This window comes from Trichocoleus sp. DQ-A3, from assembly GCF_039961975.1.
Lineage (GTDB): Bacteria > Cyanobacteriota > Cyanobacteriia > Cyanobacteriales > FACHB-T130 > FACHB-T130.
In genome coordinates this window covers 170,175-185,344 of record NZ_JAMPKC010000002.1, presented here as the reverse complement: position 1 = coordinate 185,344, position 15,170 = coordinate 170,175, and the positions used below count along the sequence as shown (strand labels likewise).

Below are 15,170 nucleotides of genomic sequence, written 5' to 3'. Positions count from 1 at the left end.
AAGCCGAAAAGGAAACAAAGATGCAACCGTAACGGGTTGGTGCGTAAGCCCTATTGTGTATTAGGTGTATTAGCGATAGGGCGAGAGCGGGATACAATTTTCCTGTCCCAAAAACAGCTTGTAGGCGGGATTCTTGCTTTCATCCCAATAGCGATAACCGAGGGTATCGAGGAATGCTTGCCACTCTTCCATCTCGCGGGGAGGCACTTGCATCCCTACGACAATTCGCCCGTAGTCTGCGCCATTGTTGCGATAGTGGAACATACTAATATTCCAGTTGGGACTCATAGAACCGACAAACTTCATTAATGCACCGGGACGTTCGGGAAACTCGAAGCGATAAAGCAATTCATCGCAAGCGAGGGGAGAACGTCCGCCAACCATGTGACGTAAGTGCAATTTGGTCAGCTCGTCATCGGTTAAGTCAAGGGTTTTGAACCCGCAAGCTTCAAAACTTTCTGCCATCTTTGCAGCATCGGCACGGTTTTGAATTTGCACGCCGACAAAAATTTGGGCTTCTTTTTCATCGGCAATGCGATAGCTAAACTCAGTAAGATTGCGTCTGCCAAGACATTCGCAAAACTTGCGGAGACTGCCCGGTTGTTCGGGAATTGTAACGGCATAAATGGCTTCGCGGCGTTCGCCAAACTCGGCTCGTTCTGCGACAAAGCGGAGGCGATCGAAGTTCATGTTAGCACCGCAGGCAACAGCAACTAGCGTTTGTCCTTCAATTTGCTCCCGTTCGACGTAGGCTTTAGCGCCCGCGATCGCTAATGCACCTGCTGGTTCTAAAATCGATCGCGTATCCTCAAATACGTCTTTAATTGCAGCACAAGTGTCATCCGTATCCACCAGAATGATTTCATCGACATACTCTTGACACAGCCGGAAGGTTTCTTCCCCCACTTCCCGCACTGCAACCCCATCGGCAAATAAACCGACATTCGACAAGCGCACCCGTTTTCCAGCTTTCAGGGATTGATGCATCGCATCGGCATCAACGGGTTCAACGCCAATAATCTTAATATCGGGACGCAACCTTTTTACATACGCCGCAATACCAGCGATTAATCCACCACCGCCAATCGCCACAAAAATAGCATGAATGGGTTGCTGACATTGCCGCAGAATTTCCATCCCAATTGTCCCCTGTCCGGCAATTACGTGCGGATCGTCAAAGGGGTGAATAAAGGTTAAGCCTTTTTCGGCTTCCATCTGACGGGCAAAAGCATAAGCATCGTCGTAAGTATCTCCATGCAATACAACTTCTCCCCCACGCGCTTTAACGGCATCCACCTTCACTTGCGGCGTGGTGACTGGCATGACGATAAGCGATCGCGTTCCTAACTGACGCGCAGCCAGGGCGACTCCTTGGGCATGGTTCCCTGCGGATGCAGCAATGACACCCTGCGCCAGCATATCCGGCGACAGGTGCGCCATCTTGTTGTAAGCACCCCGCAACTTGAAGGAAAAGACTGATTGCATATCCTCCCGTTTGAGCAGGAGTTTATTATTCAGCCGTGCGGAGAGATTTGGGGCGTATTCTAGGGGCGTTTCTTGGGCGACATCATAGACACGAGCCGTCAGGATTTGTACCAGGTAGTCGCAAAGCATGGGGTGAAGGGGGTTACAGATGGCGGATGGAAGACAATTTTACTTCACTGGTGGTTCTGAGGTGTGGGGGTGAGGGTGGGAGCACAACCATAGATTTAAATTAGGATGAGGGGCAGGAGGATTTGTTATGCCAACCACCATCCAAGAAATTTATACCCAGGTTATTCGCACTTTGTCACCAACAGAGCGGTTACGCTTGGCAACACTGATTCTCAATGATCTAGTACAGCACAATGCTGATGTTGTTGATCAAAGTGATACATGGACAGAGCAAGATCAACTCGATCTAGTTACCTTTTCCTTACAATATGCTGCAACGGACGACCCTGAGAGCGAGGAGTTCGCTGAGTGAGCTTTAATCCAGGTGATGTTGTCACCGTTGATTTTCCTGGTGTCACAGGTGTTAAACGTCGTCCTGCTGTCGTGTTGTCCTCGGCAACCTATCATGCAAATCGCCCTGATGTAATTGTCGGGCTGATTACGACTCAGACAACTGCATTAGGCATAACCGATTACGTGCTTCAGGATTGGCAAGCAGCAGGTTTAAGGGTTGCGTCTGTTTTTCGGAGTTTCATTGTAACGTTGCCTCCCTCTGCCAACTTGGTTTGCATTGGGCAGTTATCAGAACGTGATTGGCAAGGTGTTCGGGATTGTGTGAAGGTGGCTCTTGCAGAATTGGACAATTAAGAACCCTAGTGTCAGTCTCGCCACTCGCAGGAAGCGTGAAGATTATGAACAAAACGCCTTTTGAGCAACCTTCAAACTCTGAAGATGAGCTTTTGCCAGAGTACCGCTTCAATTACAAAAAAGCAAAGCCTAACCGCTTTACAAATCGAAGTGGAAAGCCAAAGCTAACAGTCGTTGTTTTGGATGAGGATGTTGCCGAAGTTTTCTCAACACCGGACTCAGTAAATAAGGTGCTTCGGGCACTCATTGAAGCGATGCCTCAAGCAAGTAGTAGTGAGACAGTCTAACTGTAGGTGATCGCTTTAGCAGTCGGCAGTTGCACCATCTTGTTGTAAGCACCCCGCAGCTTGAAGGAAAAGACTGACTGCATATCTTACCGCTTCAGCAGAAGTTTTTTATTCAGTCGTGCGGAGAGGTTTGGGGCGTATTCTAGGGGCGTTTCTTGGACGACATCAGACACGAGCCGTCAGGATTTGTACCAGGTAGTCGCAAAGCATGGGGTGAAGGGGGTGGCAGATGGCGGATGGAAGACAACTTTACTTTACTCGTGGCTTTGAGGTGTGGAAGTGAGGATGCGATCGCTTTGCTAAACTGCGGACTGTATGTAAATAGTCAGCGTACATACGAAATTGCTAAAGTTTTGATAGATATAACGAGGTTAAAATCCTTTGTCCAGCTCTAGTATTGCAACACTTTAGCAAAGTAGTATAGCTCTATGGCGAAGAACGATGTCATTCTTCTTGACGGAATAATAGACCAACGGCTCTCTGAAGGCTATCCCTCTTGCAGGCGTGATGAAGTATTTGAGTTTTTTGCTTTTGAGCAGACTCTTAAGGACTTTGATCTCTCCTTTGACGAAATTGACTTTGGCTGGGTTGATGGTCGCGACGATGGTGGCGTCGATGGCTTCTTTATCTTTGTGAATGGCAATTTATTGTTAGAAATAGAAGACTTTGTTTGGCCCAGGCGAAATGCCGAGATTCTTGTGTACGTTATTACCTGTAAATCTCATGAGACATTTCAACAAGCACCTCTAAATGCGCTTCTTGCTAGCATTCAGGAACTGTTCGATTTAGGCATAGAGCTTGATAACCTTTGTGGTGCCTACTCTGATGAACTGTTAGATGCACGAAAACGTCTTCATCAAGCTTATCGGCGTCTCTCAGCAGTTAATCCAAGCTTCACTATACGCTTTGCCTATGTTTCGCGGGGAGACTCTAATGCTGTTGCAGAAAACGTTCGTGCTAGATCCGAACAGATTGTTGCTCTTACAAAAACTTTATTTAGTGCATGTAAAGCTCAGTTCGACTTTCTAGGTGCTGCGGAACTTATCTCACTTTATCGTCGCATAAAATCGTTTTCTCTGTCACTTCGCTTTCTAGAAATTCTTTCACTAGAGCGTGCTAGTTACGTTTTGCTTACACAAATAGAAGATTATTGCCGCTTTGTTACTGATGAGAGCGGAGCTATCCGGCGCTATTTATTCGACTCTAATGTGCGAGACTACTTGGGATCAACTGGTGTAAATGAGGATATATTAATTTCGCTTGCAGATCCTACCGCACCTGATTTCTGGTGGCTTAATAACGGCGTTACAATGCTTGCTAGTCATGCATTTATAGATGGGAAAGAACTTCATATTGAAGATATTCAGATTGTCAATGGACTCCAAACTACAGAGAGTGTCTATAAACACTTTCAAACGCTTGGCTCTCAATCGTATAACCGCTCTCTTCTTGTTAAAGTTCTTGTATCCTCTGACGCAACTGTTCGAGATCGTATTATCCGTGCAACAAATAACCAAACCCCTGTTGAACTTGCCTCTTTGCGTGCAACAGATAAAATTCAGCGTGACATCGAAGAGATACTTGAGCGACATGGATGGTTTTACGAACGGCGTAAAAACTACTACCGCAACATTGGAAAACCATCGACTAGGTTTGTGACACCAATGTATCTTGCAAGTGGAATGGTTGCTTTGCTTATGAAAAACCCTGCAAAGGCCGCACGGCTTCGAGCACGTTTCATGCGAAGCGACGAGACTTATGTACAAGTATTTTCAGACTCTATACCTTTACAGGCTTGGGTCTCCATCGTTGAGGTGATCAAGCGAACTGAAGAGGGACTAGAGCGAGTTCGTCCAGATGAAGAACGTTTTCTAGCAAAGTGGAGAAGCTTGGTTGCTTTAGTGTCGGTGTCCCGGATCTTTCAGACCTTTACATTCACATCACAGAATCTTATCCAACTAGATGTTAAAGCCCTTATTCCTGAGTTGATTGAAGAAACATGGGCATTGATTCAAAGCCAACGCAGCGAGAAACCAAAGTCTAAAGATTTCCGGAGTCCTGAGCTTGTCAGGAAATGTTGCCAAACTGCTGCGAGTACTTATGGCATAGCTCTTCCTCAAGTTGTTGGGCGACGTACAATTGATGATAATCTTCCACCAAAAGGAAAAACTTTACCTGAAGAGTTTCTCAAGGCTGTAGACGCAGTTCTTCCTGAACAGCCTTGGAAACCTGGTGTTCACGCTGAGATTGCTACTCATCTAGGTTGTAAGCCTTACAAAGTGAGTCAGGCGATCCGTCAACTTGTAGACAGTGGCCGACGATATCATCAAAAAGATGGGGTTGTGTATGACGCTGATGGTAAAGTCTTAATGGTGGACTCCAGTAGGGAGATTTAAATCTGCCAAAGCCACGTGCGATCACGCTTCGCCGTAGTAGCCCGTCTAAGCTAAAATGCTGGGTTAGAAAAATCCATAAAAGTGCCTTTTGACAGAATTTCGATAATTGCTGTATCCACTAAATTAGACTAGACGCGCTAGTAAGTTGAGAAAACGCAAGGAAACCCAACATCCCATTATTCACTAGCAACACAACAATTCCATTCAATCGGACTATCCACACCCCAATCTCTCGCGTAAGCACCATCCCGCGTATAGCAATGGAAACTGGAAGCAAAGTTGAGGCGTAACTAGGCACAATCCTCATCTTGAAGCTATATAAGCGCGATCGCAAGCAGGAATGAAGAAAGCGATCGCTCGTGGAGGTTGGTTTTGGCTGTATGTAGAAGTGCGATCACAGTTGCAACCGTGTCAAGTTACCGCCAGGTTATCTGTGGAACGACCAAGATTACATTGCCTCGTCAAGTTCGGTTGTAAGTGAGTTTCAGGCTCTTGGATTAGAACAGAACAGTACAATGATTACAGAGTATTTTCTGCAACAATGCAACAACCATGACCAAGCTACTTGAACAGGCGATCGCAAGAGTCATGCAGCTTCCTGAAACCGAACAAGATGCAATCGCAGCATTTATCCTTGAAGAGCTTGAAGATGAAGCTTGTTGGGATAGAGCGTTTTCACAGTCTCAGGATATGCTTGCCAAACTTGCAGCAGAGGCATTAGCTGAAGATCGGGCAGGCAAAACCCAAGAGTTAGATCCAGAAACCCTGTGAAATCTAGAACAACATCTCAGTTTCGCAAAGCATTTGCCACTATTCCTCAGCAGGTTCAGCAACAAGCACGCGACGCATATCGGCAGTTCAAGCAAGATCCTTGGCATCCTAGTCTTCGCTTCAAGCAAGTCCATCCCACCCTTCCTATCTATTCTGCTCGTGTTAGTAAAAGTTATCGTGCTGTCGGCGTGAGAAACGAGAATGGTATTGTGTGGTTTTGGATTGGTACACATACAGACTACGACAAGTTGCTCTCCCAGTTATAGCGATCTCTCACATTAGTTTTGGCTGCACATAGACAGCAGTGCGATCGCCTTTGGTACGCTACGCGATCGCATTTCATAAGCGAACAATTCTGTGAATCTCTCAACCGCTTATTCCTTTGCTTAGTAAAGGCTATAGGCGATACATCTGAGAGATGGGGCGAATAGTAGACAATGATTTTTAACCAAGACTGAACCATCTTTACTCTTGCCCGGTCTAAGGTAATACAACAATCGAATGCGTTGTTGCTACACACTAACAACCCGGAATTTGCACAGTTATGAAGATGAAACCTTTGTTCTTCTTGCCAGGAGCGATCGCGTTGATCCTTGCCGCTTCCCCAATGATTCCCGCTTTCACCAATGTTGCCTTTGCAGGTCCTGGTCGTGGTGGCGCAGGAATGAAGTATGACCAGCTGAATTTGACTGATGCTCAAAAAGCACAAATGCAGCAAATTAAAGAGTCTACGCGGCAGCAAATGGATGCTATTTTCACCGCAGAGCAAAAGGAACAAATGCGCCTTGCTAAAGAGCAACGGCAAAGACCGAATCTAAACTTGACGGAAGACCAGAAAACAAGACTCCAAGCGGTTCGCCAGAGTAGCAAGAGCCAGATGGAAGCAGTGTTGACTGCTGAGCAAAAACAACAACTTGAGCAATTGCGCCAGCAATGGCGTCAACGCCGTCAACAACCACAGTCCTAACGGGGGCGTTGCGATTGCTTTGTAAGAAAAAGTAGCTCGAAAGGAGTTTACCTAGCAAGTACACAGCATCAAGGGGCATGGGAATAATCACTTCCCATGCCCTCTTGTTTTCATCAAACGCAGACTGTATTTGGTCTAGCAAAACATCTGTTTCAATTTCCAATAATATTGAACAATAATTTTATAAATATTCTTTCATAGCTATTAATTAGAGGCTTGTTCTGCCTCTAAAAGTTAATTGATCCAAAAGAGTTATGAAATATAAATAAATCCAAGGCTCAAAATTTTATCGAGTACAATTCAAGAAAAACCTTAGTTTTCAAGGAAGCAACGTATGGAAAAATCAATTATTCAGTTGGTTGATGAACTACCAACTGATAATATCACGGTTAAAGTTTTAAAGGCTCTTGATTATGTAGTGCCAAGTCAGTGGAATAACTTAGTAGGGTTTGATAATAGTATCCGTAGTATTACTGGAGAAACTGATGCCAAGGTAATCCAAAAAATCCGCGATCGCCCTGTTGCTTTATATCACGATCCTCAACAAGGCTATCAGACCGCAATCAAACTTTATCAAACAATTGATAAAGCAGATACAGCGATGGCAGCGGCGGCTTTAGCCAATAAAGTTAGTGAAAAAATAAGCTTTCTCTCTTTTTTGGGCAACATCACTCCCAAAGCAGACGTAACTCAAAGTATTGACCTTGTTCTAAAAATCGCTATCGAAATTATCGCCTTCTGTAAACTGAATGGCATTCCCCAACCGAATCCACAAGAATTTGCTAATTCTCTCGCTAACAACTATAAAGATGCATCCCTAACGCGGATGATGGCTTTAGTTTGTATAGATGGAATTCTGCCATTGGGCCCTGACTTTCTCAGCAAAATTCAGGGAACGATTAGTGGCGCTGATGCTAGCGTATTAGCTCAAAATCCGGTTTTCTTAGCCGTCCAGAACTTTCTACCAGGGAATAATCCCTCCGATAAACTTGGTTTTCTCACTCAAGGTTTCAATTCTGTACAAGGCTGGATGCAGAATTTAGTATCCAAGACAGGCGTCACGCCGCAATCTATTTCTAATAGTTTGGGTAATTTTATCCAGATTGCTGATGATAACTTAGACTTTGTGGCAGCTTTTTTGGATCAAACCACCAATTACTACGAGCATACAGGAGTTCAAAGTGTGGCTCGCAATCTAATTTTAAAAGCCTATACTTTGGTAAAAGAGGAAGTTACGGAAGAGGAGCAAAAACTCCATCAAGATGTTTCTTCTACTGTAATATCAGATACCTATCAGTATGCAGTAGGTCAAACAATAGAAGTCTGGGATAGTGAGGAAGAGGATTGGTATCAAGCAACGCTTCAGAAAATCAAAGATAACCAATACTTTGTTCATTACATCGGTTACGGTTCATCCCATGATGAGTGGGTTGACGAAGATGACATTCGTATTCCCAATAGTGGCTCATCCGATGACAACGGATATACTGTGGATCAAAAGGTAAAAGGTTGGGATGATGAAGAAGAAGATTGGTATTCTGCAACGATTGAGAAGATCCAAGGCCAGCAATACTTTATTCATTACATTGGTTACGATTCATCCTATGACAAGTGGGTCGATCTGGACGAGATTTGCTAACTTCTGAATGAGCAAGGAGTCAAATCAGCGATCGCTCTCATGGTCAGTCGTCCACCATTAGAGCGATCTCTCTTTTTTTCAGGCAGGCAGCAAAGGCGTAATCCTATAATGTAATTCAGAGATATTTCATCCACAAGCTTGTCTGTGAATCAGAAAGCATAAAAGTCTTAAAAGTCAATGGTTGAAACAATTATTGTTTTTCTGATCGTTGGACTGATTATCACTGGGATTTTAGTCAATCCTGTCCTAGTTAAACGACGACGGAACCGCCTGCAACAGCGTCCTTTTTTACCCTTATGGAATGCGATTGTTGAGAATAATCTTCCTGTTTACCTTTTTCTTTCTCCCGCTGAACGAAAACGGCTTCAGGGACACATTCAAGTGTTTTTAGCAGAAAAACAATTTATTGGTTGTGGAGGATTAGCGGTAACGGAAGAAATGAAGGTGATTATTGCGGCTGTCGCCTGCTTACTCTTACTCAACGAGCGAGAAACCTACTTTCCTAAACTTCGTTCGATTCTGGTTTACCCTAGCACATATCTTGTTAATGAAACCGCTTACACCGGGAATTATATTGTTGAAGAAAGACGTGTAGCAAGATTGGGGGAATCGTGGACAAATGACCAACTGGTACTGTCTTGGGAACAGGTGAAGCAAGACACTTACAATTGGCGGGATGGACATAACGTGGTGCTTCATGAATTTGCCCATCAGTTAGATCAAGAAGATGGTAAAGCTGAGGGTGTTCCTATTTTGCAGCGAGATTCAGACTATGACCTTTGGGCAAAGGTGATGACAGAAGAATATCAACAACTCTGCAATGATATTCAACGAGGCGTAAAGACGGTAATGGATAGTTATGGTGCAACGAATCCCGCCGAATTTTTTGCTGTAGCAACAGAGACTTTTTTTGAAAAGCCCCGCCAATTGCTGAAGCAGCATCCAGCACTTTATGACCAACTGCAACGCTACTATCAACTAGATCCAGTACAGTGGGTTTAAATAGTTTCAATTTCATCGAAGGTTAGCGCGATCGCCCAACTACACCGATCGCAAGCGAGGCTGCTTAATCGCAGACTGCAACAAAACCACGCAATTCTCCCAAAGGCTTAAGCTGCGATCGCTCTCATTTAAGCCTTTCTACTGAAACTTAAGCTCAAATGATGTTTCTAAAGTAGATTCGGGAACTATAAGGTAAGATTCCATACTTTTGTGTACTTCCTTGAAACCTTCTGCTGAGCGACCCCCTTGAATATCAAAACAGCTCGTCCTGCTAAGTCTACGCACCAGTTTCCCTTGCGTCTGATTCTTATCGTTCCCTTTGTATTACAAATATTTGCAGCGGTAGGGTTAGTCGGCTATCTGTCATTTAGAAACGGGCAGAAAGCAGTCAATGACCTAGCCAATCAACTGATTGACAAAGCGAGTCAACAGGTTGATGAACACTTGGATACATATCTGGCGCTGCCACAGCAATTAAACCAAGTCAATGCAGATGCGATCGCTTCTGGACGATTGAATCTGAATGACCCTAAAGCTAGCGAACAGTATTTCTGGAGTCAAGCTAGAGCATTTGAAACAATCAGCTACATTGGCTATGCTCTACCGAATGGTGCCGAATCAGGCGCTGGGCGTTGGGTAAATGGCGTGAATCTCCTGGTTTTTGAAAATCTCCCTGGAAACGGTGTGGCATCGGATTACATCGCCGATCAACGGGGCAACCGGAAAAGCCTTTTGCAGAGTTATCAGGCCGATCCTTTTTTACCACCAGGAGTGAAAGACATCATTAAAGCAGGTAAGCCAGCCTGGGCTGGTATCTACACATACGCATTTGAGAACACGGTACAGATTACTGAAGCAGGTAAGGCAATAAAAAGCCACAGCGGCACTTCTGACATTGGTCTTAATTACTATGTTGCAGTCCCTGCTAGATACCCAATTTATGACCAGAAGGGCAAGCTACGCAGCCTTCTGATGGTAGATTTGCTACTCACGAATGTGAGTGAATTCTTGAGGAACTTGAAAGTTAGCCCTTCCGGACAAGTCTTTATCATGGAACGGGATGGCTTGCTGATTGGCAGTTCCAGCACTCAACCCGTTGTACACAAAGTCAAGAATGAGACAAAACGCCACAGTGCCCTAGACAGCCCAGATCCCTTGATTCGCACCGTAGCAGAAAAACTCAAACAACAATTCCAGAATTTCAAAACCCTTCAAAATACTCAAGAACTTCAGGTAACATTCAACCGACAGCGTCAGTTTATTCAAGTCACGCCCTGGCGCGATCGCTTTGGCTTGGACTGGCTGGTGGTTGTCACCGTGCCGGAATCTGATTTCACTTCTCAAATTAACGCCAACACTCGCACAACTATCCTCCTGTGTCTGGGAGCGTTGGCAGCGGCAACGATTTTAGGAATCTATACATCACGCTGGATTACTCGTCCGATCTTAAAGTTGAGCCAAGCATCGGAAGCGATCGCGACTGGACAGTTAGACCAAACCGTTGAAACGACCAACATCAAAGAACTAGATGCGGTGGCACAGTCCTTCAATCACATGGCTTCTCAGTTACAAGATTCCTTTAACGAACTGGCGCAGACGAACGCCGAATTGGAAAATCGAGTCGAAGTCAGGACAGCAGAACTCTCACAAACCCTGGTTGATTTACGGCGCACTCAAGCACAAGTGATCCAGACCGAAAAAATGTCCAGTTTGGGACAATTGGTGGCTGGAGTAGCCCATGAAATTAACAATCCGGTCAACTTTATTCATGGCAATGTCACTTTTGTCGATGAATATGCTCAGAATCTTCTAGAGTTAGTGCAGCTTTACCAGCAAGAATATCCCCTTCCCACACCTGCAATTGAAGCCAAAATTGATGAGATGGATTTAGAGTTTCTCAACGAAGATATGTTGAAGTTGCTCTCATCCATGAAACTAGGGACTGAACGGATTCGAGAAATTGTTAAATCGTTAAGGACGTTCTCTCGATTGGATGAAGCGGACATGAAGGAAGTAGATATCCATGAAGGAATTGAAAGTACGCTGCTGATCTTGCAACATCGCCTGAAACCCAAACCAGACCGCCCAGCGATCGCAGTGATTAGAGACTATGGAAAGTTGCCCCTTGTAGAGTGTTATCCGGGACAACTCAACCAAGTCTTAATGAATATCGTGGTAAACGCGATTGATGCACTCGAAGAAACCAAAGCCAATTGCACGTATCAGGAGAAAAAAGACCATCCCGATCAAATCACTATCTCCACTTCAGTGATTGATTCGCAATGGGTGCAAATCGCGATCGCGGATAATGGCGTTGGTATTCCCAAAGATATTCAGCAACGGATATTCAATCCCTTCTTCACAACTAAGCCGGTTGGGAAAGGAACGGGGATGGGGATGTCCATCAGCTATCAAATTGTCACAGAAAAGCATGGCGGTAAATTGGAATGCTTCTCCACTCCTGGTGAGGGAACCGAGTTTGTGATTCAGATTCCCATCCGTCAACAACTCAGCGCTGCTATCTAACGGTATTTAGGGGATGCGAGGCGGACTGACCAAGCTGAGCGGTATAACATATGAGTAAATGCGAATGCGATCGCAAGCTTTCCAACAACGATCTAGCCGATGCGATCGCCTATACTAAAATTTAGACAATGAAAGTACGGCACAAGTGCTAGAAGAGAGTGCATAAACCAAGACTCTACCAAAAAAATGCTGTCTTACAGGTTGTGCCGCGATCGCCAATTTTGCGAAGTCAAGACATTGTCTCAGATATTCTTCAGGTTGAACACCATCATCAACCCGCTAATCAGGAGTCTGAGTGTTGCCTTCCGAATTATCTCCTCAGTATTCATCTTGGTCAACCGATTCAGTTAGAACGAACGATAGATGGGCGACGCAGCAGCAATCGTCTGGCTGAAGGTGACATTATGATTACACCTCCCTATCTACATCGCAAACTGTTTTGGGATCGCAAACTGTTTTGGGATACTGATGCGGAATTCTTGTTACTTCGCCTTGAACCGAAGCTGTTTACTTCTGCCCTATACGAATCGGTTGATGCAGACGATGCTCAAGTTGCGCCACAGCTTAAGATTTGCGATCCTTTGATCCAGCAAATTGGTTTGGCACTCAAAACCGAACTAGAAATAGACGGGTTAAGCGATCGCCTTTATGCAGAATCGATGGCAAATGCATTAGCTGTTCATCTATTACGGCACTATTCAACTCGAAGGCGAGAAATACGATCTTACTCAGGTCGTTTGCCTAGCCATAAATTGCAACAGGCGATCGACTATATCCAGGCTCATCTAGCTGAAGATGTTTCCTTAGAAGCGATCGCCACCGAACTCGGTATGAGTCAGTATCATTTTGCCCGACTGTTTAAGCAGTCTACAGGTTACTCTCCTTACCAATATGTGATTAAACGTCGGATTGAACGCGCTCAGGAATTAATGATGCAGGAGCAGCAGAGTATTGTAAATGTTGCCCTGCAAGTTGGTTTTACCAGCCAAAGCCAATTTGGCAGACACTTTAAGCGCCTTACTGGAGTTACACCAAAACAATTTTTAAAAAAGTAGCAAGAATCTTTTAAAACCGCAAAAAACGACTATACGGCAGGAAGCAGACTCTATATTATCGGTTGGGCAATTCGTGGCGTTTCGGTTTGACCAATCAGCCTTAGTCAGTACAGAGGAATCATCTAAATGCTTACCGTATTCAAGGACAACCCAGTTCTGGCAGAACTAGATATTTTTGTTACCCAGCCCGACCAACAATGGTTATTGATAGATAGTTTGATAGCCTACACTCACGATATCCTTAAACAGCAGCCTGGATACATTGCAAATGCAATTCATCGCAGCTTGGATGGGTTGCGTGTTGTCAATTATGTGCAGTGGCAAAATCTAGCTAGTTATGAAGCCTATATCAATAACCGCGATATCGCTCTGGCGACTAAGATTACTGGTTTCTTTGCTCCAGACTCTCATCTTTACGACATTTTTATGAGTGAGCCAGCAGACAGTCAAATGCAAATCACAGCGAACATGGGGGAACTCATCAACTTTGGTATGTTTAGATTGAAAGATCCTGCTAATCAGCCCCACTTTTTAGAAGCGACAGCAGAAGCAATACGGCAAATCTCAGGACAAGCCGGATTAATCACCACACACTTTCATCGAAGTCTTGATGGTGCCCGCGCTATCAATTATGGGCTGTGGAGTTCCCAACAATTGTATGCCAAGATGAACGCGAATCCTCCGATGGCTGAGCCTCTCATGGTGATGCGCTCACTTGCCAACAATGAGTTTCAAATGTCGCTTCACGAGGTAGTCTTCACTCTCATCAACTAATTCATAACATTGAAGCACAATCATCATGTGTTGACTGGTTAGGAGCATAAAACTATGGTACAGATTGACCGGACTAATACAGCGCTCGTTGGGCTAGACCTGTACACTGTTGCAGAGCGCCATCAGTCAGCCTTGATTGAGGCAGTTATCCAAGAACAAATCAAATCCTGGATTGACAATCCTTTCTTCGTATCAGCCAGCGTGCATCGTAGTTTAGATGGAGTGCGAGTTTTTACTTATAGCCAATGGAATCCCAAATTTGATTACCGCAGCTTGCCTCGTCCAACAGTGTTCAGTGAATTCTTCCCGCCTGATTCACTCTTACTGGAAGTAACTGCCAGTCGATCGCTATCGGCAGAAGTTGAAATTGCCCAAGGCGATCGCATGACGCATCTTGCTGAATTCCGCATGATGCCAATTAATCAACCTGAGATGGTTAGACGAACCTCTACTGAATTAGAACGTGCGATGAGCAACTCAGTGGGGTTACTCTCAGCTACCTTTCATCGAAGTCTAGATGGTACTCGAATGTTTAACTACGGTCAATGGGAGAGCAAAGAAGCCTTTGAAGCAATTCTCAAGCAACCTGGTTTCAACCCAGAGCAACCGTATTGGGAAGGTTTAGCCCAAAACGAATTTCATCTGTACAATGTCGTACATACACAGACTGTAGCCTAATAGATAGCTGCTGTAGGTTGGTTATTAGCTGCACGTAGGCACCAGCGCGATCGCTCTTCGGAATGAACAAAGCGATCGCAAACTTTTCTTGCCATCACAGTTTGAGAATTTAGATCCCCCAACCTCTAGTCGGGTAATGCCAGTCCGGTTCGAGGATCGCGGATATAAAGCCCTAGCACTAACGATTCCATAACCGTATCCCAGACAGGAATTAGGCGATCTGCATCGTCCACCCAGTAGTCAAAAGTAATCAGACACTGAACACCAGAACCTAGCCCAATACAGGTTCGGGAATAAGCTTCGCGGTGTTCTTCTGGGTCAATAAATTTGAACTGAGTCCAAACAATGCGGGCAGTTTGACGCTTGAGTTGAATAATTTCCCCTCGCTCGATTGGCTGACGTTCATCATCTTTAACTACCTTCTTTAATAAGGGAACCAAGGGAAAATCTTTCCAGTTTCCAGGCGGGAGTAAATTAAAAGAAGCTTCTAAGCGAGCATCATCGTTGGGTGGCTTTTTGTCTAAAAACCGGAATGACTTCTCATCCGGTTCAAAATGCCAATCCTCAGGGACATCGAAGCGCAAGGCTCCTCGTCCTGCTACGAAGATCCGAGTTCCTGGCTTTGATTTCCAGTTATGGTCTTCTTTTAGCTCTAAGGTTTCTTTGAGCCATTTGAGATTGTGCTTTTTGCTTTTAGACATAGCTGCGACCGTGTTAACCTCCCTCTTATTTTGCCGTAGGTTGCTTTTAATGGTAGGTGTCTGTTAGTGCGAT

15 protein-coding genes and 1 pseudogene are annotated in these 15,170 nt (G+C 44.8%); 13 read left to right on the top strand and 3 right to left on the bottom strand.

The annotated features are described in order from the left end of the window. Positions 1-69: 69 nt before the first annotated feature. Positions 70-1,614, bottom strand: coding sequence for a threonine ammonia-lyase, biosynthetic (gene ilvA, locus NDI44_RS03835; RefSeq protein ID WP_190412445.1), 1,545 nt, complete (start codon positions 1,612-1,614; stop codon positions 70-72). A gap of 127 nt (positions 1,615-1,741) precedes the next feature. Between ilvA and NDI44_RS03830 the strand changes: the two genes are divergently transcribed. The 3 genes from NDI44_RS03830 to NDI44_RS03820 are packed head-to-tail and all read left to right on the top strand — an operon-like array spanning position 1,742 to position 2,588. Continuing rightward, complete coding sequence (locus tag NDI44_RS03830; RefSeq protein WP_190412444.1) at positions 1,742-1,966, top strand: hypothetical protein; 225 nt, start codon at positions 1,742-1,744, stop codon at positions 1,964-1,966. Continuing rightward, entirely contained in the window at positions 1,963-2,301 is a 339-nt protein-coding gene (locus NDI44_RS03825) for a type II toxin-antitoxin system PemK/MazF family toxin (RefSeq protein ID WP_190412443.1), read from the top strand. The genes NDI44_RS03830 and NDI44_RS03825 overlap by 4 nt, the downstream gene beginning before the upstream one ends. 44 nt (positions 2,302-2,345) lie before the next feature. Continuing rightward, a complete protein-coding gene (locus NDI44_RS03820; protein ID WP_190412442.1) occupies positions 2,346-2,588 on the top strand; it encodes a hypothetical protein in 243 nt (80 codons plus the stop codon). A 23-nt stretch (positions 2,589-2,611) separates the two neighbouring features. Here NDI44_RS03820 and NDI44_RS03815 read toward each other — a convergent pair. Next, positions 2,612-2,798 (bottom strand): annotated as a pseudogene (locus NDI44_RS03815) (threonine ammonia-lyase, biosynthetic); the annotation flags it as partial. Positions 2,799-3,016: 218 nt separating this feature from the next. Here NDI44_RS03815 and NDI44_RS03810 point away from each other — a divergent pair. The 10 genes from NDI44_RS03810 (at position 3,017) to NDI44_RS03765 (ending at position 14,396) form a co-directional block, all read left to right on the top strand. Continuing rightward, complete coding sequence (locus tag NDI44_RS03810; RefSeq protein ID WP_190412441.1) at positions 3,017-4,984, top strand: AIPR family protein; 1,968 nt, start codon at positions 3,017-3,019, stop codon at positions 4,982-4,984. A 552-nt stretch (positions 4,985-5,536) separates the two neighbouring features. Beyond that, positions 5,537-5,755, top strand: a complete 219-nt coding sequence (locus tag NDI44_RS03805; RefSeq protein ID WP_190412440.1) for a hypothetical protein — start codon at positions 5,537-5,539, stop codon at positions 5,753-5,755. Further along, complete coding sequence (locus NDI44_RS03800) at positions 5,752-6,021, top strand: hypothetical protein (protein ID WP_190412439.1); 270 nt, start codon at positions 5,752-5,754, stop codon at positions 6,019-6,021. Before NDI44_RS03805 ends, NDI44_RS03800 begins: the two co-directional genes overlap by 4 nt. A gap of 278 nt (positions 6,022-6,299) precedes the next feature. Continuing rightward, positions 6,300-6,722, top strand: coding sequence for a Spy/CpxP family protein refolding chaperone (locus NDI44_RS03795; protein WP_190412438.1), 423 nt, complete (start codon positions 6,300-6,302; stop codon positions 6,720-6,722). A 334-nt stretch (positions 6,723-7,056) separates the two neighbouring features. Beyond that, positions 7,057-8,361, top strand: a complete 1,305-nt coding sequence (locus tag NDI44_RS03790) for a Tudor-knot domain-containing protein (protein ID WP_190412437.1) — start codon at positions 7,057-7,059, stop codon at positions 8,359-8,361. 177 nt (positions 8,362-8,538) lie between these two features. Further along, the gene (locus NDI44_RS03785; protein WP_190412436.1) at positions 8,539-9,363 is read left to right on the top strand and encodes a M90 family metallopeptidase; all 825 of its coding nucleotides are present in this window, start codon (positions 8,539-8,541) and stop codon (positions 9,361-9,363) included. Between the two features lie 252 nt (positions 9,364-9,615). Further along, entirely contained in the window at positions 9,616-11,889 is a 2,274-nt protein-coding gene (locus tag NDI44_RS03780) for an ATP-binding protein (protein WP_190412862.1), read from the top strand. A gap of 158 nt (positions 11,890-12,047) precedes the next feature. Next, a complete protein-coding gene (locus NDI44_RS03775) occupies positions 12,048-12,944 on the top strand; it encodes an AraC family transcriptional regulator (RefSeq protein ID WP_190412435.1) in 897 nt (298 codons plus the stop codon). A 126-nt stretch (positions 12,945-13,070) separates the two neighbouring features. Further along, the gene (locus NDI44_RS03770; protein WP_190412434.1) at positions 13,071-13,718 is read left to right on the top strand and encodes an antibiotic biosynthesis monooxygenase; all 648 of its coding nucleotides are present in this window, start codon (positions 13,071-13,073) and stop codon (positions 13,716-13,718) included. A 54-nt stretch (positions 13,719-13,772) separates the two neighbouring features. Next, on the top strand, positions 13,773-14,396 hold the full coding sequence (locus NDI44_RS03765; RefSeq protein WP_190412433.1) for an antibiotic biosynthesis monooxygenase: 624 nt from the start codon (positions 13,773-13,775) through the stop codon (positions 14,394-14,396). A 125-nt stretch (positions 14,397-14,521) separates the two neighbouring features. On the opposite strand, the gene NDI44_RS03760 is transcribed toward NDI44_RS03765, so the two are convergent. Next, positions 14,522-15,097, bottom strand: coding sequence for a hypothetical protein (locus NDI44_RS03760; RefSeq protein ID WP_190412432.1), 576 nt, complete (start codon positions 15,095-15,097; stop codon positions 14,522-14,524). Positions 15,098-15,170 lie beyond the last annotated feature (73 nt).

Bases quoted from the DNA above. Each gene is read 5' to 3' on its own strand.
- ilvA (WP_190412445.1), bottom strand. From the start codon at position 1,614: ATGCTTTGCGACTACCTGGTACAAATCCTGACGGCTCGTGTCTATGAT.
- NDI44_RS03830 (WP_190412444.1), top strand. From the start codon at position 1,742: ATGCCAACCACCATCCAAGAAATTTATACCCAGGTTATTCGCACTTTG.
- NDI44_RS03820 (WP_190412442.1), top strand. From the start codon at position 2,346: ATGAACAAAACGCCTTTTGAGCAACCTTCAAACTCTGAAGATGAGCTT.
- NDI44_RS03810 (WP_190412441.1), top strand. From the start codon at position 3,017: ATGGCGAAGAACGATGTCATTCTTCTTGACGGAATAATAGACCAACGG.
- NDI44_RS03805 (WP_190412440.1), top strand. From the start codon at position 5,537: ATGACCAAGCTACTTGAACAGGCGATCGCAAGAGTCATGCAGCTTCCT.
- NDI44_RS03795 (WP_190412438.1), top strand. From the start codon at position 6,300: ATGAAGATGAAACCTTTGTTCTTCTTGCCAGGAGCGATCGCGTTGATC.
- NDI44_RS03790 (WP_190412437.1), top strand. From the start codon at position 7,057: ATGGAAAAATCAATTATTCAGTTGGTTGATGAACTACCAACTGATAAT.
- NDI44_RS03785 (WP_190412436.1), top strand. From the start codon at position 8,539: ATGGTTGAAACAATTATTGTTTTTCTGATCGTTGGACTGATTATCACT.
- NDI44_RS03770 (WP_190412434.1), top strand. From the start codon at position 13,071: ATGCTTACCGTATTCAAGGACAACCCAGTTCTGGCAGAACTAGATATT.
- NDI44_RS03765 (WP_190412433.1), top strand. From the start codon at position 13,773: ATGGTACAGATTGACCGGACTAATACAGCGCTCGTTGGGCTAGACCTG.
- NDI44_RS03760 (WP_190412432.1), bottom strand. From the start codon at position 15,097: ATGTCTAAAAGCAAAAAGCACAATCTCAAATGGCTCAAAGAAACCTTA.